Source organism: Streptomyces katrae (genome assembly GCF_002028425.1).
GTDB classification, from domain to species: Bacteria; Actinomycetota; Actinomycetes; order Streptomycetales; family Streptomycetaceae; genus Streptomyces; species Streptomyces katrae_A.
Window position 1 is genome coordinate 47,248 of the sequence record NZ_CP020042.1, and the last position, 24,702, is coordinate 71,949.

Sequence of the window (24,702 nt, forward strand, 5' to 3'; positions counted from 1 at the left end):
CAGCGTGATTACGACGCGTGAACAAGCTGGACGCCACGGCCTGGCCGACAGTCTGGCGTGGGCAGCCGTCGGTGCCGACGACGCCTCCGGCATCACGCTCACCGCCTGCATACGGGCGGAAGCCGGGGAGCCCGGAAAGGCCCAGGAGCATGAGCCGATCCTTACGGCGCGGGAGCACGGCGGAAGGCTCTGGGCCGCAGTCTCGTGCAACCCTCCAGCCCCCTTCAGGTGCGACCCTCCCGAGGGCTGGCGATCCCTGGACGTCGGGGCCCGACCCGGTGTCGAAGAGCGCCGGCGCCGGGACGGTGCCGTCTGCCAGGAGGACCCCGACCCAGCCCTCGTGAGACGGTTGTCTATCCCCGGCCGTAGTACTTACTGATCTCCTGGCGGTAGTCGGGCTCGCGCAGGTGGTGGCCGGGGTGGAACTCAGGAGCCGCCTTGATCTGGTCCTTGGTGCGGTCCACGTGGACCGTCTTGTTCTCCGAGTCCACCCGGGTGATCGTCCCCGCCGGGAGCAGGACCTCCTTGCCGAAGATCCACACGCCGGTGTCGACCACGAGGTAGGCGTCGGAGACCTCGTTGGAGTGACGGTCGACCTTGCCGATGCGGCCGTCGAGCGCTTCCACGCTGTAGCCCCTCAGGTCTTCGCCCGTCGGATGGATGATGCCGGAACGGTAGGCCCACATGTCGTCGGTCATGTCCAACTCCTTCGGAGAGCGTTCGGTGTCTGTCTGCCTGTCGCGCTTCTCGCTGTGGCGCGCTTGCCCCGGAAGCCGGACCTCACACGCCCGCTTCCCGTGGCCGGGTGCGGGCAGCCGGACGGTGACAGCAGCGCGCGGCAGGAGGGTGCCGGAATGGGTCCGACTCGTGGACCGGGCGTCCGGCCTGGGCGGCGTCTTCGTGGGCAGGGTGGCTGCGGCACGGAGGCCGGGAGCGTGGAACTGGTCGAGCACGGGGTTCAGCGAGACGCTGACCCCCGACCCCGACCTCCCGCCGGAGGCCGCCTTCAACCCGCTCGCGTTGGCCTCAAGGACGATGTCCTCGAAGTGGACCTGTTCACCTTCGAGGAGCGCGAGGCGCAGCGGAAGTGGAGGGAGGAGACTGCCAAGGAGGCCGCCGCCGCCCAAGCCAAGGTGGACAAGGCGAACAAGGCCGCGGAGGAGATCGGCAGTAAGAAGGCGGTCGGCGCCGAAGGTGAGCAGCTGCGCGGATCGTCCAGCGGGCCCAGGAGGCCAGCGGCACCGAGGAGGAGCTCATGGGATCGATTGTGTTTCGCGGCGGCCGGTCCGCGCGTGCAGAGGCGGTTCACCCGTAAGGGCGCTCCTCCCGGGCCGCCACCAGGGGTGTGGTGAGGGCTTCGCCCCTGGTCACAAGGGGTCGACGGGACCGGTCGCGGCCTGGCTTCAGGTGCTCCGTCCCGGTGGCGGGTCGGCAGGATGCCGTGCAGTTGGAAGAAGGCACTGATGCAGGAGGACCACCCTTGACCACCGTCGACCGCCGCGAAGGCACAGGCTTAGACGTTCCCTCCGGACCGGCACTGTGATCCCGGCACAGGCCACAGGGCCTGTACGGCACGTACGCGTCGTGGTCGTCGGGGCCGGGTTCTCCGGTATCGGCGCCGCCATCCGGCTCCGCCAGGCCGGGGTCCGCGATGTGCTCGTCCTGGAGAAGGGATCCCAACTCGGCGGCACGTGGCGGGAGAACACCTACCCGGGCTGCGCCTGTGACGTGCCCTCGACGCTCTACAGCTACTCCTTCACCCCGGACACCGCCTGGAGCAGGCTCTTCGCCGGACAGCGCGAGATCCACGCTTACCTGCGGACCACGGCCGAGCGCCACGGGCTCGGCGGCGACGTACTGCGCTGCGGAGTGCGCGTGCTGGGAGCGCGGTGGGATTTGGCGGCCGGGCGCTGGCGGCTGGAGACCAGCGACGGGGCCTACAGCGCCGAGGTGCTGGTCCTGGCCACCGGGCCGTGGCACGTCCCGCGCCACCTCGATGTGCCCGGGGTCGAGGAGTTCGACGGGCCCGTGCTCCATACCGCCGAGTGGGACGACAGTGTCGAACTGGCCGGGCGCCGCGTGACCGTCGTAGGGAGTGGAGCCTCCGCCGTCCAGGTCGTCCCGGCCATCCAGTCCCGCGCGGCGGCGGTCCGTCTCTTCCAGCGGACCGCCCAGTGGGTGCTGCCCAAACCCGACCTGGCGCTGCCCGCGGCACTCAACCGGTCCCTGGACCGCCTGCCCGGTGCCCGCAGCGCCATGCGCTCCGGGCAGTACGCGCTCCAGGAGGGCTTCGGCTACGCCTTCCGCCACCCGCACCTCGCCCGCGTCCTCGAGGCGGGGGCCCGTGCGCACCTGCGGCTCGCGGTCCGCGACCGGCGGCTGCGCCAGGCGCTGACGCCGGACTACCGGCTGGGCTGCAAGCGTCTGCTGACCTCCAGCACCTTCTACCCCGCCCTGGCCCGGCCGCATGTCCGTCTGCATCCCACCGCCGTGACGGCCGTACGCGGGAACGAGGTCATCGGCGCCGACGGCACCGCGGCCCCCACCGACGTCCTCATCACGGCCACGGGCTTCCGCGTCGGTGAACTGCCCCTGGCCCGCAGCCTGTACGGTCCGGGCGGCCGGAGCCTGCACGAAGCCTGGGGCGGCGAGCCGAAGGCGTATCTCGGCACCAGCGTCAGCGGATTCCCGAACCTCTTCCTGCTCCTGGGTCCCAACCTGCTCGGCGGATCCACCTCCGCGATCACCGTCCTGGAAGCCCAGCTGACCTACCTCACCGCCGCCCTGGCCCTCCTCGACGAGGGCGGTCACCGCGCGCTGGAGGTGCGGCCCGGCGTTCAGGCCGCGTACAACTCGGCGGTGCAGGAGGCGCTGGAGAGCACCGTGTACAACTCCGGCGGCTGCACCAGCTACTACTTCAGCCCTAGCGGGCGCAACACCTTCGCCTGGCCGTGGTCCACCGGGCACCTCGTCCGCAGGCTGAGCCGCTTCGACCCCGCCTCCTACACCTGGCACGAACCGACCGCTACGCCCCCTCGGGCAGGGAGTCCGGTTCCCGCGCGAAGTGAGCGGCCATGACGCGCCGCCAAAGGCCCCCGAAGCCGCAGCCCTACGATCGGGAGCTCGACGCCCACCTGCCCCCGGGCCGCGCCCCCGAGCCGGTGGCCGCCCCCACCGGCTGGTACTTCGCCCGCTTCAGCAGGCATCTGCGCCGCGGACAGGTGGTACCGGTCACGTACATGTCCTACGAGTACGCCCTGTTCCGGACGGACAGCGGACAGGTCGGCATGATCGAGAGCCAGTGCTGCCACATGGGGGCGCATCTGGCCCGCGGCGGCTACGTCCGCGAGGAGAGCCTGACCTGCGGCTTCCACGCCTGGGAATTCGACGTCGCCGGCCGCTGCGTGAAGATCCCCGGCGGCTGCCGCATCCCCGCGCGGGCCGCGCGGCGCAGCCTGACCGTGGTGGAGCACGCCGGATGCGTCTGGTTCTGGCACGGGCCCGGCCCGGCGCGGCCGTTCGCCGGCCTCGACCAGGCGTGCGACCGCCGGCGCTTCTCGGGGTGTCTGTCAGCCGCAGCACGGTGCTCCGGCTGGTCGACGCTCTGCCCGATCCCGAGGTGGCCGCCCCGCGTGTGGTCGGTGTCGACGAGTACGCCACCCGCAAAGGCCGCCACTACGGCACCGTCCTGGTCGACATCGAAACCCGCCGCCCTATCGACCTGCTGCCGGACCGGGAAGCGTCCAGCCTGGCGGCCTGGCTCGCCGATCGGCCAGGCATTGAGGTCATCTGCCGGGACCGGGCACCGTTCTTCGCCGAAGGCGCCAGCGCCGGCGCACCGCAGGCCGTCCAGGTCGCGGACCGGTGGCATCTCTGGCACAACCTGAGCGAAGCCGCCGAGCGCGCTGTCGCCCAGCACCGCAGCTGCCTCGGCGCCCTTGTCCCGGCCGCCCCTGGACCTGAGCCGGAGCCCGCCCTGGAAGAGGAACCGCCCGGTTCGCCCTGGCCGACCGGGCACCGGTTCGCCGACCGCATCTGGGCCCGCCACGCCGCCGTCCACGCGCTGCTGGAAGCCGGGCACAGCCGCCGCTCAATCCAGCGTCAGCTCGGCATGACCTGGCGGACCGTCAAGCAGCTCGCCGACGCAGCGGCTCCGGAGGAGCTGTTCACCGGCCAGTGGCAGAACCGGCCCTCGGTCCTCGATGACTACAAGCCCTACCTGGACGACCGGTGGAACGAGGGTGTCACCAACGCCTGGAAACTGTGGGAAGAGATCGTGCCGCTCGGTTACAAAGGCAGCTACCAGCGCGTCCGTGCCTACCTGCACAAGAAGCGCACCTCACCGCGCCCGGTGACCGCCCGGCAGCCCTCGCCCCGGACCGTCTCCAGATGGATCCTCAGCCGTCCGGAGACCCTCACCGAGCCCGAGCAGCTGCACCTCAAGACCGTCCGCACTCACTGCCCCGAGCTCGATGCCCTCACCCGGCATGTCCGTTCCTTCGCGGTCATGCTCACCGAGCGCAGGGGCGAACGCCTCCCGGACTGGCTCGACGCCGTCCGGCAGGATGACCTGCCCAGTCTCCACACGCTCGCCGCCGGCATCGACCGCGACCTCGCCGCCGTCGTCGCCGGGTTGACCCTGCCCTGGAGCTCGGGCGCGGTCGAGGGGCATGTCAACCGGATCAAGATGCTCAAGCGCCAGATGTTCGGGCGGGCTGGCTTCGCCCTTCTGCGGAAGCGCGTCCTACTCGCATAGTGATCGAAATGTCAGCAGCTGATGCGAAGATCCGGGCGGAACTACGCGAGGAGATCAACATGGGCACCTGGGACACTGGCCCCTTCGGCAACGACACGGCCGCGGACTTCGCCTGCGATCTCGACGACGCCAATCCCGGGGAACGCGAGGCACTGATACGTGGCGTCCTCACGCGCACCATCGACGCCACCGGCTGGCTCACCGAAGGGGAAGAAGCAGTGGCCGCAGCGGCACTAATTGCGGCGCAATGCCCTGGCGGCAACCCAATCGATACACCTTACGGCCCTGAAGAACCCATGCCCGCCTTCCCTGACGATCTCCGGACGCTCGCGGACGAGGCCCTCGCTCGCATCATCAGCGACGAGGCCGGGCCAGCCTCGAACTGGGTCGACCCAGGAGACTGGAAGCAATGGCGAGCCAACCTCAACCGCCTTCGTGCAGTCCTTGCTCCGCCACCACCGTCAATCGCGCTGTTCAATGTCGAGCAGTGACACAGCGTCACCTATCACGAAACCTGAGCCAGAGCCCGTTCTCGGGCTCTGGCACAACTTCCGTGAAGCCTCGCCGTCCGGGCTGGTCCCTCGGTTCGGAGCAAGTCGTCGGCCTGCCGGTCCTTCGGGCTCACCAACTTCCGACACCGCTCCTAGGGCGTGTCTTCAAAGGGGTCTGAGCCAGAGGAACAGGGACGCGATGGTGACGGCTGCGTGGTAGGACTCGCGGGTTTTGTCGTAGCGAGTGGCGATCGCGCGGTACTGCTTGAGGCGGTTGAAGCAGCGTTCGACGACGTTGCGTTTCTTGTAGAGCTGTGTGTCGAAGGCAGGTGGTCTGCCTCCGTTGCGGCCTCTGCGGTAGCGGTTGGCCCGCTGGTCACGGCGCTCGGGGATGGTGTGGCCGATCCCGCGTTTACGCAGGTAGGCACGTATCCTGCGGGAGCTGTAGCCCTTGTCGCCCAGGACGTGGTCCGGGCGGGTTCGGGGCCGCCCGGGCCCGGCCCGGCGGACCTTGATGGTGTCCATGACCTCCTCGAAGCGGGTGCAGTCGGCGGCGTTGCCGCCGGTGAGGACGAAGCCCAGCGGCCGGCCGCGGCGTCGCAGGCCAGGTGGATTTTCGTGGTCAGTCCGCCCCGGGATCGCCCGAGGGCGTGATCACATACTTCGTCCCCCTGCCCTGCCCCTTTTTACGGGCGCCCGCAGCATGCTGATGGGCCCGCGCGACCGTGGAGTCGACCGACACCAGCCAGTCGATGTCACCGGTCGCGTCCTTCTCCGCCTGGACCGCGGCCAGCATCCGCGTGAACGTCCCGTCCAGCGCCCACCTGCGAAAACGCGTGTACAGAGTCCGCCAGGGCCCGTACCGTGCCGGCACATCACGCCATGCCGACCCCGTCCGCAGTTTCCACACGATCCCGTTCAGCACCCGCCGGTCGTCCAACCGCGGCCGCCCCGAGGACGACCGCGGCAACAGCCCGGACAGCACTTCCCACTCCACATCCGTCAGCTCATGACGACGCACCATGCCGACATGATCCCCCATCAGAACCATTTGAAGACACGGCCTAGGCCTTTTCCTTGGGATCACGTGAAGGTTCGGGGTGCCGGGTGCGGCGAACGGGCCGGAGTGGGGCTGGGGAGGACCGCCTTTGCGTAGACGAGGCGTAACCGCAGCGGTCACCGTCCGTTCTTCGGTCATGAAGACCACATTGTTCAAGCTTGCTGCCCTGTCCGTCATCGCCTTCGCGGCTACCTCGACCGTCACGATTCCTGCCCAGGCTGACGCCTCCTCCCCTGTCCCTCTGGCAGAAGCGGGCAAGACCCCTGGACCGGGCTGGGACGGGCCTGCGGAGGAGGAGATCGGGCAGAGGGCGATCTGCAAGGTCAGCGGCATTCTCGGTTGGTTTGGCGGCATGATCGGCGGAAACGATGTGTGCGGCGATGATTACGACGAGGGCGGGCCGCAGCCTTCTTAAATCTCGGGGTCGACTGGGCGGGGTCGGCTGTGTGAGATCCCCGAGATCCGCCGCCGCAGCCGGAGGTCACCGCGTACGCCCCGCGCCCCCTGCCGGTCCGGCCTGCTGCCGATGGGCAGGGACCGCGGCCTCCGTCGGGGCCTGCTGTCCGGGAGCTGCGGCGGCGGGTGTCGTGACGGAGCGGGAGCGCCATGAGCCGACGGGGCGCGCAGCCCTGGCGGCCAGGTCGGCGGCCTCGACCTCCCGCCGCCGGTCAGCCTTCCACGCGGTCATCCAGCGGCGGACCTCGGTGTCCAGGGCGGTGCCCCCGAACCCCTCAGCGACCAGCCGACTGCGAACGCGCTGCTCCTCGGCGGCGGCCCGGCCCCGGCCGGCGGCGCGAACGAAACCTTCCGCACTGCGGGGCTCCGGGACCTCTGCGACGGCAACCAACTCCGGGGGCTCGGCGGCCAGCTGCTCCCGCAGCCGGGCAGTCTCCTCGGCTTCGGCGGCCCGTGCGGCCCGGATCCGGTCCCGGCGACCGTTCTCCTCGGCGGCTTCGTCATACACGGCGTCAATGGCGGCCTGACGCTCCGCGGCGGCCTGGGTGGCAGTCCGGCCGCAGCGGGCAGACGGCGGCTCAACCACGCAGGCAACGCTCTGCCCAGGCCTGCCTGACGGGCCGGCCGCCCCGCGCCATGCAGCACCTGCGCGAAGTCAGCGACCGGGCCGGACAGCAACGTCCGCCAGCCCGGGAGCGGCTCAACGCAAGAGGCGTTTTCGGACCTTTCCTGACTAATTAAGGGCTTTGGGTCGAGCGGACCGGGTGAACCTCCCTACGTTATTACGCTCCGTACTCATTTGATTGCGGATGGTGAATGTAAGGATGTCCGATCAGGTGGAGTCGACGGAGCAGGACCGGTTGGAGCGGCTGCGGGGGCTGTTGTCGGGAAAGCGGGCCGAGGAGCGGGCGGGGCGGGCACTGACGCTGGGGCAGGGTGCCTACAGCAACGTGCTGCTGGGGGCGCTGCTGCATGGTGCGGACCGGTTGCGGCAGGGGAAGGCGCCTACGGATCTGGAGCGGATCCTGCTGGAGGTGGCGGGGGAGCAGTTGTCGGCCTCGGAGACGCGGGAGTGGGGTCGTGTGTACCGGGAGGAGGTCACCGCTCAGGGCGGGAAGGTGGCGGTGCTGCCGGAGAGGATCACGCGCCTGCCGGTGGACCAGGGCTACGCTTTGGCGGATCTCAAGAGGGATTTCGCCGGTCTTCAGGCCGAGGCGCTGGCAGCTGCGAACGTGCAGATCATGTCTCCTGCCGCGGTGGCGGCGGGAGAGCCCGAGGATCCGGCGTTCGTCGAAGCGATGGCCCAGACCGGGTTCGCGGTTACGGCCTTCGGTGACCTCACCGAACCCCTGGCCGCCGGCGCCACCGAGGCGACCGACACCGGGCAGGTCGAGGAGGCGCCGGCCGACAGCGGTGAGAGCCCGGAGGGCTCCAGCGCGGCAGCCCCGTTCCGGGTGAGGCTGGAGATGGACAGCTTCTACGTCAACCGGGCTGTGGGGGACCAGGGCGGCGGCAAGGATGAGATCTACTGGACCGCTGCCACCGGAGTCGGGGACAGCGGCCGGGGCCAGACCTTCCTCTCGGAGGAGTTCGGAGCCGTCAAGAAGGGCCAGACCCGGTCCTTCAACTCCGCCCGGAAGGTCTTCTTCGAGGGGTCGTCCAGCGGTTTCGTCGGGACGACGATCTGCTGCTGGGAGGCCGACCAGAGCAACGCGAAGTGGTTCGACGAGCTCCAGAGGGCGCTGCTCAGGGCCATCGATGAAATCGACAAATATGTCATGGCCCTTGACTTCATGGGCTTTATGCCCACTTGGGCGTCGGTTGCCTGGGAGCTCGGGAAGTACTTCACCACCTTCATGCACGTCTGGCGCAACTACGACGACCTCTCCTGCGTCCGTACCATCGGCCTGGACCGCCAGGACCTGGCCGTCCTGGCTCACCGCGGCCAGACCGCCTGGCACTTCAACGGCGACGGCCACCACGAGCTGCGGGTGAAGTCCACCGGCGACAAGGTGCCCTTCCCCACGGGAACCTCGAATACACCCTGCACACCGGCAACAACTGGAGCGCACCGGTCGCCCTGCCGTGGAAGAGCATCACACCACCCGCCCTGGCCTCGTACAACGGCAAGCTCTACGCCGCCTTCGTACGCGCCGAGCCCAACGACCAGGCGGTGATGTGGACCCGCCTGGAAAACGGGGTGTGGCGCAAGCCCGAACAGGTGGGCGGGGACCAGAGCTATCACGCCCCCGCCCTCAGCGTGGCCAAGGGCAGGCTGTACTACGCGGTCACCGGCAAGAACAACGCCCTGTACTGGCGCACCTTCACCGAGACCGGCAAATGGAGCGCGGTGGCGAGGATGCACGAGACGGAGCGGCCGGTCATGGCCCCGTCCCTGGCGGGGTTCCAGGATGAGATGTGGATGACGCATGTGCGCGACGGCGGGGTTCCCTGGCTCAATATCCACGACGGCAGCCGGTGGCACGGTGCCTACCAGGACACTCTGTGGTGGTTCGCCTCCAAGCCTGTCGGCATGGCCAACTGGGCCGGGTTCGTGTGGCGTGTGATGCGCCGCGAGGACGGCACGGTGCACGTCAGCCAGCACGGACCAACAGGCGGCTGGAGGAGCCTCGGTCAGGTCGGCGGCTGGCAAACCCGCAGCGGGATGGCCCTGGCCGGCCACCCCCGGGACAACTACCTGTGGATCCTGCTCCGTGACATGGACGGATATCTGAGGGCGTCCAGGTACACCGGCTCGTGGTCCTCCATTGACTACGTGAGCGGGGATAGGGCGATCAAACTCATGGACGAGCCGGCCGCCGCCGGCCACGACGGCAAGCTGTACGTCATGTACCGCCGCTAACCCCACCCGCCCACATTCCGGACGCACGGCGATGCGGCGCAAGCCCCACCGCGCCGCATCGCCCTGCCCGGCGGCTCTTCCAACGCCCGCGCTCCCGGGCCCGGCCCAGAGCGGCCACCAGGACCCATGCGAGGTCGTCGGAGTCGAGGTCCTCGGGATCCACCTCGCCGGACGACCCGTACCGTCCCTCCCCCACTAACCGCACCCGGCCGACCCGCTCACGGACGCCGAAGTCGCCACCGGAGGCACCACGTTCTATGTCGACGGAGCCACCAGCGAACTGCGCACCGGCGGCAACAGCGTCCCCGGCGTGAGGACGGTCATCGCACCCGGCGTGGCCATGCACGACGGCAAGGTGTACTGCATGTACCTCGGCCTGGACAACCAGCTGTACTGGTGCACCCGCAGCGAAGACGGGACCTGGAGCACACCCACCGGGATCGGCGGCTGGAACACCCGGCACAGCCCGGCCCTGGCCGCGGCCAACGGCACCCTCTACAGTGCCCATGTCGGGGTCGACGGGAGCATCTGGATCTCCACCTTCAACGGCCAAGGCTGGAACTACCCCGCCGCGCTCAGGGACGTGAAGACCAGCAGTGCCCCGGCACTGATCTCCCACAAGAACGCACTGCACTGCGCCTACCGCAGCGCCACCCGCGGCTCCACGGACCTCATCTGGCTGACCTCGTCCGCCGACGGCACCGAGTGGGCCCGGCCTCGCAACGGCTCGATGGCCACCTACGAAGCCCCGGCCCTGGGCTCCTACAAGGACAGGCTGCACCTTGCCTACCGCGACATCAGTGGCAACGTGCAATGGTGCGAACGGACCAGCGACGACTGGGGACCCCGCACCCAGATCCAGACCGGCGGCTACGGCGCCCCCTGCCTCGCCACCAACAGCGGCGGCCTCAACGCCTTCTTCGTCGAGTAGCCACCCATAGGGGCTTGCGGTGCCGGGACAGCACAACCCCGGCACCGCAAGCCCCCACACCACCGACAGCACCCCGGCGAGCCGCTGCCACCAGCCCCGCCGCTCCACTCCCCCGTCTCCCCCGTCAGCGGCCGGACTCTGTCTACACGGCCGCGGTTCGGGGGTGTCTTCGAGGCCGCCGCGATCAGCGGGGTGGCCCGAACGCGAGGAGTCGTCATGCCCGAGAACACCGTCACCGCACCGCTCGCCCCGATGGAGCCGGAGGGCGTCGCTGCGGGACCGGGAGCGCGTCTGACGGCGAGGGGCCGGTGGGCTCACCGTCGGTGGCGCGCGCTTCGAGGGCGGCGGCCGCGGCGTCGAGCTCCCGGCGCAGTTTCGGCCCGGGGGCCGGCTCGTCCGGCTCCGACCCGTACACAAGACGATCCATCCACCAGGCATCCACCCGGCCGGCGGCGCCGCCGGCCGGGCACACCCTCCCACCACGAGGCCAGGGCCGGGGCGGTGATGCGCAGGCCGCCTTCGGACGGGTGACCCTCGGGGCGGCCGGAATCAGGCGCGGGGACGGTAGACGCGCATGCGCTCTGCGACGGCCAGGCGGCCGCCCGACAGGATCATGGTTCGGGTGCCGCCGTGGCGGTAGCGCAGATCGGTGATCGCGACCAGACGGCCGCCCGCCAGGACCTGGTCCCCGACGCGCAGCTCGGTGGGCGGCACATCCACCGGCACCGTCCCTGGTCATTCGTGCACGCCTCCCGGCGCGCCAGCGTCCACGCCGGTCTGCGCCGGGTCAGCCTGTGCCGCCGGCTCGTGACCTGGCTGAAGAATTCTGCCGGAGCACACCATGGGCAGCAAGGTGGTCGTAGAACGCAGTCCACTACGCATCACGGCGCTCGGGATGCGGCCTGGAACTGGCAAGCCGCGCGGGCCGCACCGCGGGCGCAGGGTGGGTAAGGAGGGTGACTAACTGTTCGCGTACGCGGGCCGGGATGGCGGGTGCGAACCGGCGCAGATAGTGGTGGGTGTGGAGCTCGTTGTCTGCGAGGAAAGGGAAGTCGTCGGCGAGCAGGCGCCGGACGGCGAGGAGCGGGATGGGTGAGCGCAGGGGATGAAACGCCGGATTCCACAGACCGGGTTCTGTACATGCCGGGTGGAACTGGCCGATCATCAGCCCTGCGGCGACGAATTCGTCCTTGGCCTCGCGCTGCAGCTCGTTCAGGGCTGCGGGATCCGTTGGATCCAGTTGCGGCAGTGCCACCAGTAGCGTGAGGAGGTTCGCGTCTTGTTCTTGCAGTCCTTGTGCGAGCCGCTCGTATCGGTCGCGTAGCTGTGTCGCCAGGGTAGTCAGGTCCGGTGGCCGGCTGATGGTGGGGAGTGCGGCGAGGTGGAAGAGGTCTTTGCGTAGGGAGAGCGGGGTGTAGGGGCAGACGGGGCCGCTGCGGCCCAGGTCCTGGTGGCCGGATTGGAGGTATGTGCGACTCCACTCCAGGATCTCCTCCAGGTACCCGTACTGCGCGGGTACCTTGCCGCGGGCGACCTCGGCGGCCGACCACAGGAGAATACTCTCGTCGCCGATCACTGCGGATCCCTCCAGTACGGGAGCAGCACTGGCCCGTCGGGCAGGGTGATCGGGTCGCCGGCCGGGATGAAGCCGTTGCGGCGGCAGACGGCCTCGCCGCCGGGTGAGCTGGCCTCGCAGTACAGGGCGTGCCCTTGCTCGTCCAGGCGCGCGCTTAACTCCTCCACCAGGTCCGACAGAACCCCCCTGCGTTGGGCGTGGGGGCTGACGCCGGCGAAGGGCAGGTAGTAGTGCGGGCGGTGCCTGGGATGGTGGGCGGCTTGCGCGCGGGTGGCGGCCAGCAGTGCCGCCGCCCCTGGGCCCTGCCCCAGTACCCCGGCCAGGCGCTGTTCCACCTCCTCGGCCCTCGCCTCGACTGCTTCCCAGCCGCCCGGAGGAAACAGCAGCACCACCGCGTCCCAGCCCGGTGAGACGAGCACCTCACCGTGGTCGCGGGAAAGTTCCACGAAGACGCGGAAGAAGCCGGGCAGGATGCGCCTGCGCTCCGCGGGGTCCGGGAATGCCCAACAGGTCAGCGCATCGTCCTGGAAGGCATCTGCCAGCAGGGCGGCCAGCACGTCTGCCTCGGCGTCGGTGAGGGGACTCTTGTCGGGGCCGGCGGGTGCCCGGGCTGCGGCCGCCGCATCGTGTGCGGGTGCGGGGACCGAGGTGGGGCCTGGGTTGGCTGGACGGGCTGGGGGATGTGGTGGGCTGGACGGACGCGGGCTGGGACAACGCGTTGATCCTTTCAAGGGCTGATACGGATGCCTGGGCCAGCCAACGCGCCCCAGGATGGGGTGGCGGGGCCGGGCAGCCAACGCGCTGCACGGTGGCGGGCGCTGTACGGCACGGGGTCACTGTCATCGCGTGGTCGCGAAGTGCTCCACCCGGGTGTGCAGGCGGTCGAGGTAGTGCTCGGCTTCGGGCTTGATCAGGACGCTGCGCAGCACGCGGGCGCCGTCGGCGTCCTGCCGGGTGGCGGGGTGGCGCAGACGGAAGTCCTTCGCGTCGGTGCGTAGCACGCTGAGGAACATCGGGTCCTGGGCATCGTTCATGGCCGTGCGCATCAAGTGGTCGGACGCCGCGTCGATGTGGCTGAGCGCCGGCTGTTCGGTGGCGGGGAAGAAGGTAACGATGTCCAGCTGAGGCTTTTGGTAGACGTGCAGCACTTGCGAGTCCTCGATCAGCTGGGCCCAGTGCAGGGCGGCGCGGCGGCTGGAGCGCAGGCAGGCCCCCAGCCCCTGGGGTGTGAGCGGCAGTACCTGGAGAGTCAGCCACAGCGCTGCCGCGGCCGCGCCGGCCCGGGAGCACTCCAGGCTGATCTCGCCCAGGTGCAGGTCGGCGTCGGTGAAGTAGGTGTAGGGGGAGTCGTGTGTGAAGTGTGCGGCGTCGTCCGGGTCGGAGAAGAGCACCGTGCCGCAGCCGTAGGGCTGCAGGCCGTGCTTGTGCGGATCGACCACCACCGAGTCGCAGCTGCCGATCGCCTGCCAAGGACGCGGATCCAGACCCTCAGAGGTGTCTGATCCGGCCAGGATGGCGAAGAACCCCCCGTACGCGGCGTCCACGTGCACCCTCGCACCATGCTTTCGGGCCAGCGGCAGAACCTCGTCGACCGGGTCGACGGCCCCCAGCCCGGTCGTGCCCGTCGTGACGACCACGGTGCCGACCCTCCCCGTGGCGAGCAGTTCCTCCAGCGCTGTCAGATCGATCCGGCCCGCGCTGTCCGTCGGCACCCGGTAACCCTGCATGCCGAGCACGTGACACATCCGCTCATGGGTGTAGTGGCACTGGGTGCTGTAGGCGACACCGCGGTCCGGATGGCGCTGCCGGGCTACATAGAGGGCTTCCAGGTTCGCGATCGTCCCACTGGACGTCAGGTGTCCCACATGTGCGGGCATGGCGAACATCGCGGCCAGCGCCGCGACACACTCGCGCTCCATCTGCGTCGTCGCCGGACCGCCCTCCACAGCGTGGTTGTTCGGATTGAACTGCATCGCCGTCAGATAGCCGACCACTGCGGCCGGGTGCGGGGGCTTGACCATCTGCCCCGCATACCGGGGATGGAAGAAAGGGTAGTTGTCGTCCATCCGCTTCGCGAAGTCAGCGAACGCGGTACCGAACGCCTCTGCGGACACCTGGTGCGAGGCATGCTCTGGATACGGGCCGAACTGCCCCGTCCACTCCTCGTACACGTCTACTGCACGCGACAACCAGCTGCGCAGATCCATCTGCGTGCCCATGGCACACTCCTTGGGTGTCGGCCGGGGCCGGTCCCCGAAACGTGTCCTACACCCCAACGAGCACACGCACGACCAGCACCTGGCCCACGCTCTTTCTCACCCGGCCGAGTGCGGGAGCCTCACGCGACGGCCGGCGGTGCCCTCAGCTGCCACCGACATCGCGGGCTTGCCCAGGGCCACCTTGGGCTTGCCCATGCCGTCGGCGGGAGGCTTACCCGGACATCAGGGGGCTTGCCCGGGCGGAGGCGGGTCCGCCAGCTGCGGGCCTGCTCGGCGGTCGTGGTTGTCGGCTCTTGGGCAAGCCTGCCCGCCGGTGAGCTTGCCCAGGGAAGCCGTGGGCTTGCCCGACCGGGTGACCGAGCCCGTGACTGGTCACCCGCATCTGCGTGACCGATCCGTCTTCCGCCATTGGCCAAACCACATCTCAGCGGCGTGACCGACCCGTGCAACACCCCGTGGGAGATCCGGTCACCCGCACGCGCGGCACTGGTTCAACCCCCGCTATCGCGTGCGGCGGCCCCTGCGGCTGGACCAACGTGTCCGGCCGACTCCGGTGTCGTTGTCCGTGGGCGTGCACGATCCGTCCCCCGCAAAGCGCGCTGAGGGGCCCCAGCCTCCCCCCGGCCAGGGGCGCTCCTGGCTTCCGACCAACGACTCAGCGCCCGGCACCGTTCAGTCGTTGGTAGAGGTCCTGCAGGTAGGCGAGATCAGAGGCGAAGAGCTGCTCGATCACGCCGGCATGGACTTCGGGGAGGGTTCCCAGGCGGGTCACGACCAGGCTCAGCAGGACGATGTCGATGTAGGCAGGGTTCTCCCGCACCCGCTGATCAACAAGAACGGCAGTCTCGTCGCGGGCCGTCGCCAGCCGCATCGTCCCATTCCTATGTATCACCCCAGCCCCGTCGACGTAGCCCGTCGGCAACTCGAAATCGAACTCGGTCTTCGTGGGCTCCGTGGTCATTCGCCTGTTCCATCCTCGCGGTAGTGGTACTCAGAGGCAGCACGACTTCGCGCGCCGCAACTAGGCCAGGGGTCTGTGGGGACATCGGCGGCGCTGCTCACCAGCCCCATTGCGACGCTCGCGGGGCGAGCGGGCTGTCCTGAGCGGGCGCCCCCGGGGCCGCGACTTTGTGGCCCCGGGACTCGGTGGTGAGGGGTCAGGCCTGGCCTACCTCCTGGGTGAACTGCAGGAAGGTGAATTCGGCGGGCCGCAAGGCGGCGAGGCCGACCTTGACGATGAGTCGGCCCGCCTTGATGTCGGCCTGCGTCATCGTGATGTCCTTGCCGACCTGGACGAGGTACGCCTCCTGCGGCCTCTGGCCCATGAGGCCGCCCAGCTTCCATACGTTGTCCAGGTAGCTGTCAATGGCGGCGCGCACCCGCTCCCAGGTGGGATGAGTGTTCGGCTCGAATACGATCGACTGCAGCGCCTGCTGGATGTCGCGCTCGACCGTGTTGAAGAGGCGGCGGACGGGGATGTAGCGCCACTCGTCGGTCTCGGAGAGGGTCCGTGCCCCCCCCCAGATCACCGTGCCCGGACCGGTGAAGGTGCGGATGAAGTTGAGGTTGCGGTGGGCGGCCTGGTCGGTGTCGGTGGCCTGGAGGAGCGGGCCGTCGATGCCGCGCAGGGCGATGTTGGCCGGAGCCTTCCACACGCCGCGCTCGCGGTCGACCGCGGCCCAGGCGCCCGCGACGGCACCGCTGGGCGCGATCGGCTCGTCGTCGCCGCTCTGCCGCAGCCAGGGGAAGTACACGGCCGCGTATCCCCGTACGTCCGCGTCCAGGCCCCAGGCTTCGATCGCCGCACCGGCCTGCTCGGGGGTGTGGTCGCGGTCGGTGTGCAGGATGGCCATCGCCTTGTTCTGCGCGGCCCAGCCGGTAAGCGCGCGGGCCCACTCGCCGGCCGCCTGCGGGTCCTGGTCCCACAGGCCGGGTGCCACCAGGATCGTCACGTCCCCCAACGCGGTCACTGCTTCCAGGGCCTTGACGAGGGTTGAGCCGGCGGTGCTGACCAGATAGCAGCGCTCGCCGCCGTTGTGGAAGTAGCTCTTGAGAACCGGCCCCAGCGCCTTGCGGACGTCCCCGTTGCCGTCCTCGTCCGCGAGCTTGGCGAAGTCCAGCCAGCTGTTCACCGGCACCCCGCGCACGGGAACACCGGCGAAGTCGCCGACGAACGCCGTCACCGCGGTCGGCGCCGACCTGACGGCAAAGGACAGACTGAACAGCTCCTCGACGTAGACGCTCGGCGTTTGAGGCGAACCTGCCATGGGACTCGGTCTACGACCCCGACACCGGCTGGAGCCCGGACACCCGCTTGCCCGGCCACTTCAGTGCGAACGGCCCCGCCCTGGCCGTCTACAACGGGAAGCTGCACTGCGTCTTCCGCGGCGCCAACAGCGATACCTACCTGTGGTGGACCACCTTCGACGGCACCCGCTGGAACACCGCGACCCAGCTGTCCGGCCGGACCAGCCACGGGCCGGCCCTGGCCGTCTTCAACGGCAAGCTGTACTGCGCGTACAGGGGCTACAACAACAACGAGCTGTACTGGGCCACCCTCACCGGCACCACGTGGGCCGGCGAGCGCGGGTTCGGCAGCCACCGCACCAGCTCCAACCCCGCCCTGGCCGTCTACAACAACAACCTGTACGCGATGTACAGGGGCCACAACACCAACCGCCTCTACCTCGCCCGCTTCAACGGCAGCACAGAATGGCACGGCGACAACCCCCTGCCCGCCCACACCAGCGCCGAAGGCCCCGCCCTGGCCGCCTTCAACGGCCACCTCTACTGCGTCCACCGCGGCGGCTCCGACGGCAAACTCTGGTGGACCCGCTACAACGGCAGCACCTGGAGCACCGACACCAGCCTGCCCAACCGCTACAGCGCCCAGGGACCGGCCATCGTCGCCTACCGCGACAAGAACGGCACCCAAGACCAGCTCATGTGCATCCACCGCGGCTCATAACCCCGGCACGTCGAATACCTCGACAACCCATGCCGCCCGGCCCCCATGGAGCCGGGCGGCCGCATCCCACGTCATGGCGGACGCCTTCGTCGGATCACCCCCGCCCTATGCCGAGCACGCTCCCCCAGGCGGGCACCCCGTCGGCCAACGCATCTGTGGCGGCCAGGGCAATGTCGCTGTCCTGGATGCGACCCGCCCGACAGTCACATGGTCCGCCGGACAGAAACGTGCGCAGGTGACGTAAGAGAGCCCGGGTCGTTGTGCAGCCATGATCACAAAGATGCTCGGAGCGGCTGTCCTCGTAAGCGCGGCCGCGATCAGCGGTGCTCAGGCCGTTCAGGCTCAGCCCGCGGATGTCCACAGCGTGCATACCAAGCGGTGGGAGCAGCCGGGACAGTGGGACTGGGTGGTGCCGCAGGGAGTCAGTGAGATCACTGTGTACTCCTGGGGTGCCGGCGGCGGTGGCGGTGGTGGCGGTGGAACCGGAGGTGCGGGCGGTGGCGGCGGTGGCGGGAACGGGGGTAGCTCGAACGCCGTGGGGACGGCCGGCGGTGGTGGCGGGGGCGGCGGCGGCAGTGCGGGTGGCGGCGGAGGTGCGGGCGCGAGCAGCGGTTCCTTCGTTCAGTGCCGGCTGACGGTGTCGCCGGGGTGGAAGCTGCGGATCTTCGTCGGGGGCGGCGGGGCAGGCGGTGCGGGCGGATCCGGCGGGGCGGAGGGTACGTACGGGAAGGGCGGGGACAGCACGTTCGGCGGTGGAACCAACGGGACTGGTGGCACGGCCGGCGGGCAGGGGCATGCCGGAGGCCGCGCCTCGGGGTCGGGCATCGACGTCCGTAACGCGGGCAACAAGTTCCTGGAGTCGGTCGCGGGCGCGCCTGGAGGAATCGGCGGTGAGGCGGGGCGGCCTGGCAGCCCCGGCTCGGGCGGTGGAGGCGGGTACAACGGCACCGTCGCCGGAGGGGCCGGTGGCAAGGGCGGAGCCGGCGGCAGCGATGGGGGTGCGGGCGGCACCGGTGTCGGAGGCAATTCACCTGCGGTGGAGCCCTGCGGCAGCAAGGGGAAGAAGATCACCGCGGTCGACGGCAAGCCCGGGCAGCCCGGTGGCGCCGGACTGCCCGGCAGCAACGGGACCAACGGCGACCACAACGAGAAGGGAGGCGTGAGCCGGCCCGGAAAGCACGGACAGGGCGGTCACTTCGGCGCCTTCGGCCCAGGCGGCGCCCCGGCCGCAGCAGGCGGCATGTCCTACGGAGCCGGCGGGAACGGCGGACCGGGATCGTACGGCCACGGAGGCGGTGACGGCGGCCAGGGCGGCGAATGGGACCCCAACGTCGGCAACGCCAAGGGCGAGAAGTGGATCGGCCTGGACGGAAGGGCCGGACTCGCGGGCACCAAGGGCGGCGCAGGAGCCAAGGGCGGTGACGGAGCAGTCGCCATCACCTGGTAACACCCCGGCTCAGTGCCCGGGCTGCTCCTGAGCCAGCCCGGGCACGACAGGGACCAGGCCGCCACAGTCCTGCCGATTGCACGGACACGAATCCCCGAGCCGGAGTACGGCCCCCGTGACGGACCACCCCGCCCGCCACCCATTCCGCGGCAGCGCCCGCAGGCCACCGGCTCCGAACGGAACCGTCGATCACCGCACCTGACCCAGCACCGCCAACGGGCCCGTGCCCGGCGCAGTCAGCCAGCCCGCCGCCGCCACGAACTCCCCCGCCGCCAGGGCGGCGAGTTCGTCGGCGCCGCATCGGTGGCCCAGCCCGACCACTGGTCCTCCTCCACGTCGTCAGCCAGGACCAGATGCGGGCCATCGAGCCGGAACTCGGTTGCCGCAGCAGCGGCGCGGTCACCCAGAACGACCGCTGGGCGTACTTCTTCCAGTCATGGGGCTCCCGCCCCGGCCACCGGCCGCAGGGGCGGCCCGGTGGTACAGACCCCAGAGCGCACTGGGCGCTGGGCACCGGGCCTTGCCCGCGCACGCCATATCGGCACGGGCTACCGCACCCTAAGACCGTGTCCTATGTGGTGAGGCGGTCGTTGAGGTGGTCATGGGGCGGGGTACGTGGAGTTGGATTGTTCCGGACGGGTTATGGGAGATCGCGAAGCCGCTGATCCCGCCCTCTCGGGTGCGGCCCCAGGGCGGCGGGACACAGGACGCACCTGATGAGACGCTGTTCGCCGCGATCATCTACGTCCTGGTCAGCGGGTGCGCCTGGCGGTCACTGCCACCGTGCTTCGGGATCTCGAAGTCCACGGCCCATCGCAGGTTCCTGATCTGGTCCAGAGCCGGAGTCTGGGGCCGGCTACATGAGGAGATCCTGCACCGTCTCGACGACGCCGGCCTGCTTGACCTCTCACGCGTGGTCCTCGACTCCGCCCACGTCAGGGCGAAAAAGGGGGCGAACTCACCGGTCCGAGCCCCGTGGACCGGGGCAAGCCGGGTTCCAAGATGCACGTCCTGTCGGACGCGAACGGCCTGCCCCTCCTCACCGCGGCCGTCACTTCAAACCCCAACGCCTGCACGCAGACAAGGCCTACGACATACCTGAACTGCGAAAATGGCTACGCGGCAAGCGAATCGGCGTCCGCATCGCCCGCAAGGGCATCGAGTCATCAGAGCAGCTCGGCCGCCGTCGGTGGGTGATCGAGCGGACCATGTCATGGCTGACCGGCTACCGCCGGCTCAACCACCGCTACGAGCGTCACCCCCGCAACTACCTGGCCTTTCTCGGCTTCGCCGCCGCCCTCTGCTGCTACAAACGCCTCCTCCGCCTCACCACATAGGACACGGTCTAAGAAGATTCGCCGGTTCACCTCGGGCGGCAGCTGCCCTTCCGTGGTGCGTGCGGATGTCACCGGCCGCCGCCCGGGAGTTCCTCGCGTACCTGGCGGCACAGGTCGCGGGCCTGCGCCACGGCGTTGGCGTCCTCCGGCCGGAGCTCCAGCTGGAGGCGGTTGAGTCGACTGCGCTGCGCCCGCAGGCGGGCGGTGGTGGCCTCGTCGGCGTCGGCGAGGACCGCCGAGATCGACGCGACGGTCAGCTGGATGTCGCCCATGGCCAACTCATATGCCTCGTCGGCGCCCAGTCCGTCGGCCAGGGGGGTGATCTGGGAGAGCACCGGCTCGGGGTGCTGCTGGTCGGTCACGTGAGTTCCCTTCGTCATCGGGTTGTCGAGAGGTGGCTGGTGTCGCCCCAGTGCTGGAGGCGCAGGTGCTGGCCCGCACGCTCCCAGTGCGAGACCGAGGCGTTCGGTACCGGGGGCAGGTGCTCGGGGGATGGGGCGCCGAGGCCGGCGAGGACGAAGCGCAGGGCGATGACAACGCCGTCGTGCGCGACGAGCAGGACGCGCCGTCCGGGGGCGGCCCGGTCCAGTTCGGTGGTGCAGTCCCGCACGCGCAGGGCCACGTCGGCCAGTGATTCTCCGCCGGGCGGCCGGTAGAACCACTCACCTTGAAGCCGGCGCCGCTCGTCTTCCTCAGGGGCGCGGGCGCGCAGCGCGGCCGGGGGTGTAGCTCGAAGACGCCCATCTCCCGGTCCCGCAGCCGCTCGTCGACGAGGCATTCCGGCACCGGCAGGCCGGCCGCCGCGGCGTGGTCGGCCATCGCCTGCCAGGTCTGCCGGGCGCGGACATAGGGCGAGCAGACGACCAGGTCGGGGCCTTCGGGGAGGGCGCTGAGCCAGGGGCCCAGCGCCCACGCCTGCGAACGGCCAGCCTCGGACAGGGGTACGTCGCGATCACGTCCGGCCACGGGCAAGCCGGTGGATCCGCTGCGTTCGGCCTCCGCGAAGGCGACGTTGGCGGTGCTCTGCCCGTGCCGGACCGCCCACAATGCAGTCAGCGACGACACCGGCGCCACCAAGCCGCCGGCGTACGCGGGCTCTGAGGCAGCAGGCGCTTGAGAGGGAAGCAAGGAGATCGTGGGGTCGGTCACTGGGCCGCCTTCAGCATCTTGTTCTCTGGGTCGACCTCGGGGTGCGTGAAGCGAACCGGCTTGCCGAGGCTCCGGGCGTAGCCGATCTCCGAGCGGGTGAAGTCTCCGATGTAGTCGCCGACGAAAGCGCCTGAGTTCGCGATTTCTGAGGCGCTGGCACCACGAACTTGGCCCTGCCGACCGGGATCCTCGGCTGTGTACGGCTCGGTTCCGACTGATTCGGTGTTGAAGTGCATGACGTTTTCGGTGCCCGGTGAGCCGATCCGTGATCAGCCGACTTTAGGTACCGCGCCAGGCGGAGCAGGCTCCTCCGCGGTGACACGCCGGATGTGGCCTACCCACGAGTCCGGCGTCAGGGAGGACCACTCAACGTCGATCTCAACGCCGCGGAATATGCGGGTAAGGTCCGCAAGGTGTGTGAAGATCGCCGTCTGTACCTCCTCGGAGGCCGCGTCGGCGGGCACCGGGACCTTGCCGCATCCGCCACCCGAGTCGTCGGCGATGAACGTGTAGGGCCACACGTCTTGCCCAGTCAGCAGGATGATCTCCTTCGGTATGCCGAAGGGGGCCGCTTCTTCTTCGTCTTGGGTCGTCTCGCCACGGTGCCATCCAACCTGACGGACTGCGGGGTCAGGCACCCGCCATACACACAGCCTCGGTCTCCTGTCCCAGACCTGCGTGCAAAGCAGGCGTCTCAGCTCTCGGCGGGGGCCGCGGGCTGGTCTGCTTGCCGGGAATCGGATCGCCATCAACGGGGTTGGTGGGGGAAAGCCGATCATTGGAGGGTCATGCGAGCGATTCAGGTGTACGAAGTGGGCGGTCCCGAGGTGCTGCAGGTGGCCAAGGTGGACCAGCCGAGGCCGGGTCCGGACGAGGCGGTCGTGGAGGTCGCCGCGTCCGGGGTCAACTTCCTCGACGTCTACCACCGCGAAGGCCGGTACAGCCTTCCGCTGCCCTTCACCCCGGGCGCTGAGGGCGCTGGCACGGTCGTCGAAGTCGGACCCGGCGTCGCTGACGTCGCGGTCGGGGACCGGGTCGGTTGGGTGGAGATTCCCGGCACTTATGCCGAGCGGGCCGTCGTGGACTCCTCCCGGCTGGTGCCGCTGCCCGACGATATCGGCTTCGAGACAGCCGCCGCCGTGCTCCTCCAAGGCATGACCGCGCACTATCTCGTCAAGGACGCCTACCCGGTTCAGGGGGGCGACACGGTGCTCGTGCATGCGGCTGCCGGTGGCATGGGGCTGCTTCTGACCCAGCTCATCACCCATCTCGGCGGCAGGGTGATCGGCACGACGTCGACCACGGCGAAGGCCGAGCTGGCCAAGCGTGCCGGGGCCGCCGAGGTGATCCTTTCCTCCGCGGTCGACGATCTCGCAGCCGAGGTGAGACGGCTCAACGGCGGTCAGGGACTGCCGGTCGTCTTCGACGGCGTCGGCGCGCACACCTTCGATGCGAGCCTCGCCAGCCTGCGAACCCGCGGCCATCTCGTGCTCTTCGGCGCGGCAAGTGGTGCCGTGCCGCCGTTTGATCCGATTCGGCTCGCCCACGGCGGTTCGCTGACCCTGATCCGGCCCAGCCTCGGGCACTTCATCGCCGATCGGTCCGAACTGCTCCGACGAGCCGCCGATGTGTTCGAGTGGGTGCGCTCCAAGGCGCTGGAGGTCACCGTAACGGGCCGCTACGCCTTGTCCGAGGCCGCCCAGGCCCACAGCGATCTGGAGGCTCGGCGTACCACCGGCAAGCTGCTCGTCATACCCGATGCGGCCGCTATGGGACGCCGCGAGGAGACGCAGAGCTGATCGTCAGGCACTCAGCAGGCCAAGATCAAGTTGTGGCGGGTTTCTGGCGTATCTGGGTCACACCCCTCATTGGGGATCAATCACAACAGGCGTGTCCTCCTGGTCTCAGTCGGACAAGGGGTCGGGGTGGAATGTCCGGGTGTAGCGCAGTCCGGTGTCGGGGGTGATGTTGAAAACCGCGCACAGGTGTTGCGGGTCGGCCCCGGTGACGGCGGCCTCTTCGAGGATCCGGTCCTCGCGGAGTCGTTGGGCGGTGACCGGAAGGTCCTTGAGCAAGGGCTGCATCCAGCCGATGGTGACCGGCGTGCAGGAGTGGGCGGTCTGCGAGCTGAGGAACAGGTGGGGGTTGCGGGTGTGCGGCCAGCGTGAGTGGCGGCGTCGGATGTAGTCGGCGGCGGCCTGACGGGTGAAGGCGTCGAGGGGGTGGTCGATGTCGCCGTGCACGAGCCGGCCGCCGGTGAAGTCGACGGCAGCCAAGGGCAACTCACGGGCCTGGTGGGGGTAGAGCGCGTGAATGCCGATGAGGGCGACCAGCAGCTTCAGGGCGGGGTCGCCCTCGGCGGCCGCGGCTAATGTCTGGATCGCCTCGGGGCTCAGCGGCGTGGGCACCGAGGCGGGCCTGGCCCCCAGGCTCAGGCCACGTGCGGGGTTGGCGAACAGCAGCCGTTGGCTCCTGAGCGTTTTGAACATGTTGCGCAGCGCGACGGCTTCGTTGTGCGGTGCCGCGCACTGGGACAGCCACTCCGTGGCTTCGTCGGTGTGAAGCGGGAACGGTTGATGCCGAGTTCGGGCAACAGATGTTGATCAATCGGGTCGAGAATGTTGTTGAGTTCCGAGAACGCATGGCCGGTGTGTAGAGGCATGGAGGGGCTGTTGAGCGGGACGGATATCGTCTTGGCATGACACAAGAGTTCGATCTTGCTGCCTCCCTCGTTGAGGGCATCGGGGGACGCAGCGGCGCATGGACCTTCATCCAGGGCTTCGCTGCGCATTGGGCCAGCCCACTAGAGAGCGCTGACGGGTGGACAGAGGTCGATCTGACCGCGGCCGAGGAGAGGCTTGGGGTTCGGCTGCCAGCTGCATTGCGCGAGGCGTATCTGCTGTTCGGACGCCGCCGGGATCTGACCAGTAACCACGACGTGCTGCTCGGCCCGACGGAGCTATATGTGGATGACGCCAAGGCGGCCCTGGTCTTCCGGCATGAGAATCAGGGCGCTGTCTCCTGGGGCATCCTCCTCGACAGCCTCCAGAATGACGACCCCGCAGTGTTCTTCCGGACGAACCTGGCTGATGGGAGCGCCGAGCGATGGGAAGGCTGGCTGGAGCGGCTTTCCCTGGCCTTCGTTGAGGTCGTTCTGTCCGAATACCTGCAGGCTGATGGAGATCTCTGCGACTTCCTCGACGCGGATGACCGTGACGTCGAGTCGCTGGAGGAGAACTTCGTCCGGCTGCCGTTCCCGGTGTATCCCATCGGCGAGGAGGAACACGGGAGCCGGTGGTTCCTGGGCCAGGACGCCCTGCTCCGTGACGACGCCAGCGCAGTCATTTTTGCCCGCGGCCGGACGACAGAAGGCCTCGAGCGCGTTCGGGATCTGATTCCGGGAGACTGGCTCAACGACTATCGCTGACCATGTCCAAGCCCTCCTATCT

Annotated in this window: 23 protein-coding genes and 5 pseudogenes; 13 read left to right on the forward strand and 15 right to left on the reverse strand. The window is 69.5% G+C overall.

Annotation, left to right across the window (positions count from 1 at the left end; all coding sequences use genetic code 11):
• Window positions 1-353: 353 nt before the first annotated feature.
• Entirely contained in the window at window positions 354-698 is a 345-nt protein-coding gene (locus B4U46_RS00210) for a PRC-barrel domain-containing protein (RefSeq protein ID WP_079422996.1), read from the reverse strand.
• Window positions 699-1,539: 841 nt separating this feature from the next.
• On the opposite strand from B4U46_RS00210, the gene B4U46_RS00220 reads away from it, so the two are divergent.
• From B4U46_RS00220 to B4U46_RS00235, 4 genes and pseudogenes are all read left to right on the forward strand, one after another.
• Window positions 1,540-3,078, forward strand: a complete 1,539-nt coding sequence (locus B4U46_RS00220; RefSeq protein ID WP_079423000.1) for a flavin-containing monooxygenase — start codon at window positions 1,540-1,542, stop codon at window positions 3,076-3,078.
• Window positions 3,075-3,407 (forward strand): annotated as a pseudogene (locus B4U46_RS40485) (Rieske 2Fe-2S domain-containing protein); the annotation flags it as partial. The gene B4U46_RS00220 and the pseudogene B4U46_RS40485, both read left to right, overlap by 4 nt.
• Window positions 3,408-3,478: 71 nt before the next feature.
• Window positions 3,479-4,756, forward strand: coding sequence for an ISL3 family transposase (locus B4U46_RS00230; RefSeq protein WP_420543148.1), 1,278 nt, complete (start codon window positions 3,479-3,481; stop codon window positions 4,754-4,756).
• Window positions 4,757-4,815: 59 nt separating this feature from the next.
• Entirely contained in the window at window positions 4,816-5,247 is a 432-nt protein-coding gene (locus B4U46_RS00235; RefSeq protein ID WP_079431459.1) for a DUF4259 domain-containing protein, read from the forward strand.
• 165 nt (window positions 5,248-5,412) lie between these two features.
• On the opposite strand, the pseudogene B4U46_RS35975 reads toward B4U46_RS00235, so the two are convergent.
• Window positions 5,413-6,271, reverse strand: a pseudogene (locus tag B4U46_RS35975) (IS5 family transposase).
• Between the two features lie 172 nt (window positions 6,272-6,443).
• Between B4U46_RS35975 and B4U46_RS00250 the strand changes: the two are divergent.
• Window positions 6,444-6,722, forward strand: coding sequence for a hypothetical protein (locus B4U46_RS00250; protein ID WP_123995969.1), 279 nt, complete (start codon window positions 6,444-6,446; stop codon window positions 6,720-6,722).
• Window positions 6,723-6,788: 66 nt separating this feature from the next.
• Here B4U46_RS00250 and B4U46_RS35980 read toward each other — a convergent pair whose 3' ends face one another.
• Entirely contained in the window at window positions 6,789-7,271 is a 483-nt protein-coding gene (locus tag B4U46_RS35980) for a hypothetical protein (protein WP_123995968.1), read from the reverse strand.
• Window positions 7,272-7,599: 328 nt separating this feature from the next.
• Here B4U46_RS35980 and B4U46_RS40010 point away from each other — a divergent pair, with 328 nt between their 5' ends.
• From B4U46_RS40010 to B4U46_RS00270, 3 genes are all read left to right on the forward strand, one after another.
• Window positions 7,600-8,940: a hypothetical protein gene (locus tag B4U46_RS40010; protein WP_123995967.1), complete on the forward strand. Its 1,341-nt coding sequence runs from the start codon at window positions 7,600-7,602 to the stop codon at window positions 8,938-8,940.
• On the forward strand, window positions 8,940-9,626 hold the full coding sequence (locus tag B4U46_RS00265) for a hypothetical protein (protein ID WP_123995966.1): 687 nt from the start codon (window positions 8,940-8,942) through the stop codon (window positions 9,624-9,626). The genes B4U46_RS40010 and B4U46_RS00265 overlap by 1 nt, the downstream gene beginning before the upstream one ends.
• A gap of 310 nt (window positions 9,627-9,936) precedes the next feature.
• Window positions 9,937-10,557, forward strand: a complete 621-nt coding sequence (locus B4U46_RS00270; RefSeq protein WP_123995965.1) for a hypothetical protein — start codon at window positions 9,937-9,939, stop codon at window positions 10,555-10,557.
• A 549-nt stretch (window positions 10,558-11,106) separates the two neighbouring features.
• Here the strand turns inward: B4U46_RS00270 and B4U46_RS37115 are convergent.
• The 6 genes and pseudogenes from B4U46_RS37115 to B4U46_RS00295 all read right to left on the reverse strand — a co-directional run bounded on the left by B4U46_RS37115 (window position 11,107) and on the right by B4U46_RS00295 (window position 16,619).
• Window positions 11,107-11,277 carry a hypothetical protein gene (locus tag B4U46_RS37115; protein ID WP_159402038.1) on the reverse strand — a complete coding sequence of 57 codons (171 nt, stop codon included), beginning with the start codon at window positions 11,275-11,277 and terminating at the stop codon, window positions 11,107-11,109.
• Between the two features lie 154 nt (window positions 11,278-11,431).
• Window positions 11,432-12,133: a DUF6875 domain-containing protein gene (locus B4U46_RS00275; protein ID WP_208949804.1), complete on the reverse strand. Its 702-nt coding sequence runs from the start codon at window positions 12,131-12,133 to the stop codon at window positions 11,432-11,434.
• Window positions 12,130-12,690, reverse strand: a complete 561-nt coding sequence (locus B4U46_RS00280; protein ID WP_079423014.1) for a hypothetical protein — start codon at window positions 12,688-12,690, stop codon at window positions 12,130-12,132. Before B4U46_RS00280 ends, B4U46_RS00275 begins: the two co-directional genes overlap by 4 nt.
• Window positions 12,691-12,972: 282 nt before the next feature.
• Window positions 12,973-14,340 carry a pyridoxal phosphate-dependent decarboxylase family protein gene (locus tag B4U46_RS00285; RefSeq protein WP_079431461.1) on the reverse strand — a complete coding sequence of 456 codons (1,368 nt, stop codon included), beginning with the start codon at window positions 14,338-14,340 and terminating at the stop codon, window positions 12,973-12,975.
• A gap of 673 nt (window positions 14,341-15,013) precedes the next feature.
• Window positions 15,014-15,313, reverse strand: a pseudogene (locus tag B4U46_RS00290) (hypothetical protein); the annotation flags it as partial.
• A 196-nt stretch (window positions 15,314-15,509) separates the two neighbouring features.
• Window positions 15,510-16,619 carry a phage tail sheath family protein gene (locus B4U46_RS00295; protein ID WP_079423018.1) on the reverse strand — a complete coding sequence of 370 codons (1,110 nt, stop codon included), beginning with the start codon at window positions 16,617-16,619 and terminating at the stop codon, window positions 15,510-15,512.
• Between the two features lie 47 nt (window positions 16,620-16,666).
• On the opposite strand from B4U46_RS00295, the gene B4U46_RS00300 reads away from it, so the two are divergent.
• Together B4U46_RS00300 and B4U46_RS38205 are read left to right on the forward strand one after the other, a co-directional pair.
• On the forward strand, window positions 16,667-17,320 hold the full coding sequence (locus B4U46_RS00300; RefSeq protein WP_079423021.1) for a hypothetical protein: 654 nt from the start codon (window positions 16,667-16,669) through the stop codon (window positions 17,318-17,320).
• Between the two features lie 535 nt (window positions 17,321-17,855).
• Entirely contained in the window at window positions 17,856-18,767 is a 912-nt protein-coding gene (locus tag B4U46_RS38205) for a hypothetical protein (RefSeq protein WP_162501094.1), read from the forward strand.
• Window positions 18,768-18,956: 189 nt separating this feature from the next.
• Here B4U46_RS38205 and B4U46_RS39825 read toward each other — a convergent pair whose 3' ends face one another.
• Entirely contained in the window at window positions 18,957-19,088 is a 132-nt protein-coding gene (locus B4U46_RS39825) for a hypothetical protein (RefSeq protein WP_257790338.1), read from the reverse strand.
• Window positions 19,089-19,368: 280 nt separating this feature from the next.
• Between B4U46_RS39825 and B4U46_RS00315 the strand changes: the two are divergent.
• Window positions 19,369-20,104: pseudogene (locus B4U46_RS00315) on the forward strand (transposase).
• 68 nt (window positions 20,105-20,172) lie between these two features.
• Here the strand turns inward: B4U46_RS00315 and B4U46_RS00325 are convergent.
• From B4U46_RS00325 to B4U46_RS00340, 4 genes and pseudogenes are all read right to left on the reverse strand, one after another.
• Entirely contained in the window at window positions 20,173-20,466 is a 294-nt protein-coding gene (locus B4U46_RS00325) for a hypothetical protein (RefSeq protein WP_079423025.1), read from the reverse strand.
• A gap of 14 nt (window positions 20,467-20,480) precedes the next feature.
• Window positions 20,481-21,181: pseudogene (locus B4U46_RS00330) on the reverse strand (histidine phosphatase family protein).
• Between the two features lie 68 nt (window positions 21,182-21,249).
• Complete coding sequence (locus B4U46_RS00335; RefSeq protein ID WP_079423027.1) at window positions 21,250-21,489, reverse strand: hypothetical protein; 240 nt, start codon at window positions 21,487-21,489, stop codon at window positions 21,250-21,252.
• A gap of 33 nt (window positions 21,490-21,522) precedes the next feature.
• Window positions 21,523-21,891 carry a hypothetical protein gene (locus B4U46_RS00340; RefSeq protein WP_237292428.1) on the reverse strand — a complete coding sequence of 123 codons (369 nt, stop codon included), beginning with the start codon at window positions 21,889-21,891 and terminating at the stop codon, window positions 21,523-21,525.
• A gap of 150 nt (window positions 21,892-22,041) precedes the next feature.
• Here B4U46_RS00340 and B4U46_RS00345 point away from each other — a divergent pair, with 150 nt between their 5' ends.
• Window positions 22,042-23,052 carry a quinone oxidoreductase family protein gene (locus B4U46_RS00345; protein WP_079423029.1) on the forward strand — a complete coding sequence of 337 codons (1,011 nt, stop codon included), beginning with the start codon at window positions 22,042-22,044 and terminating at the stop codon, window positions 23,050-23,052.
• Window positions 23,053-23,157: 105 nt separating this feature from the next.
• Here the strand turns inward: B4U46_RS00345 and B4U46_RS00350 are convergent, their stop codons facing one another.
• The gene (locus tag B4U46_RS00350) at window positions 23,158-23,742 is read right to left on the reverse strand and encodes a hypothetical protein (RefSeq protein ID WP_079423031.1); all 585 of its coding nucleotides are present in this window, start codon (window positions 23,740-23,742) and stop codon (window positions 23,158-23,160) included.
• A 209-nt stretch (window positions 23,743-23,951) separates the two neighbouring features.
• On the opposite strand from B4U46_RS00350, the gene B4U46_RS00355 reads away from it, so the two are divergent.
• Window positions 23,952-24,680 carry an SMI1/KNR4 family protein gene (locus tag B4U46_RS00355; protein WP_079423033.1) on the forward strand — a complete coding sequence of 243 codons (729 nt, stop codon included), beginning with the start codon at window positions 23,952-23,954 and terminating at the stop codon, window positions 24,678-24,680.
• Window positions 24,681-24,702: the final 22 nt, after the last annotated feature.

Excerpts from the sequence above, each read along its gene's own strand:
- B4U46_RS00210 (WP_079422996.1), bottom strand. The coding sequence starts at position 698 with ATGACCGACGACATGTGGGCCTACCGTTCCGGCATCATCCATCCGACG.
- B4U46_RS00230 (WP_420543148.1), top strand. The coding sequence starts at position 3,479 with ATGCGTCTGGTTCTGGCACGGGCCCGGCCCGGCGCGGCCGTTCGCCGG.
- B4U46_RS00235 (WP_079431459.1), top strand. The coding sequence starts at position 4,816 with ATGGGCACCTGGGACACTGGCCCCTTCGGCAACGACACGGCCGCGGAC.
- B4U46_RS00250 (WP_123995969.1), top strand. The coding sequence starts at position 6,444 with ATGAAGACCACATTGTTCAAGCTTGCTGCCCTGTCCGTCATCGCCTTC.
- B4U46_RS00265 (WP_123995966.1), top strand. The coding sequence starts at position 8,940 with ATGTGGACCCGCCTGGAAAACGGGGTGTGGCGCAAGCCCGAACAGGTG.
- B4U46_RS00285 (WP_079431461.1), bottom strand. The coding sequence starts at position 14,340 with ATGGATCTGCGCAGCTGGTTGTCGCGTGCAGTAGACGTGTACGAGGAG.
- B4U46_RS00295 (WP_079423018.1), bottom strand. The coding sequence starts at position 16,619 with ATGGCAGGTTCGCCTCAAACGCCGAGCGTCTACGTCGAGGAGCTGTTC.
- B4U46_RS00335 (WP_079423027.1), bottom strand. The coding sequence starts at position 21,489 with ATGCACTTCAACACCGAATCAGTCGGAACCGAGCCGTACACAGCCGAG.
- B4U46_RS00345 (WP_079423029.1), top strand. The coding sequence starts at position 22,042 with ATGCGAGCGATTCAGGTGTACGAAGTGGGCGGTCCCGAGGTGCTGCAG.
- B4U46_RS00350 (WP_079423031.1), bottom strand. The coding sequence starts at position 23,742 with ATGTTCAAAACGCTCAGGAGCCAACGGCTGCTGTTCGCCAACCCCGCA.
- B4U46_RS00355 (WP_079423033.1), top strand. The coding sequence starts at position 23,952 with ATGACACAAGAGTTCGATCTTGCTGCCTCCCTCGTTGAGGGCATCGGG.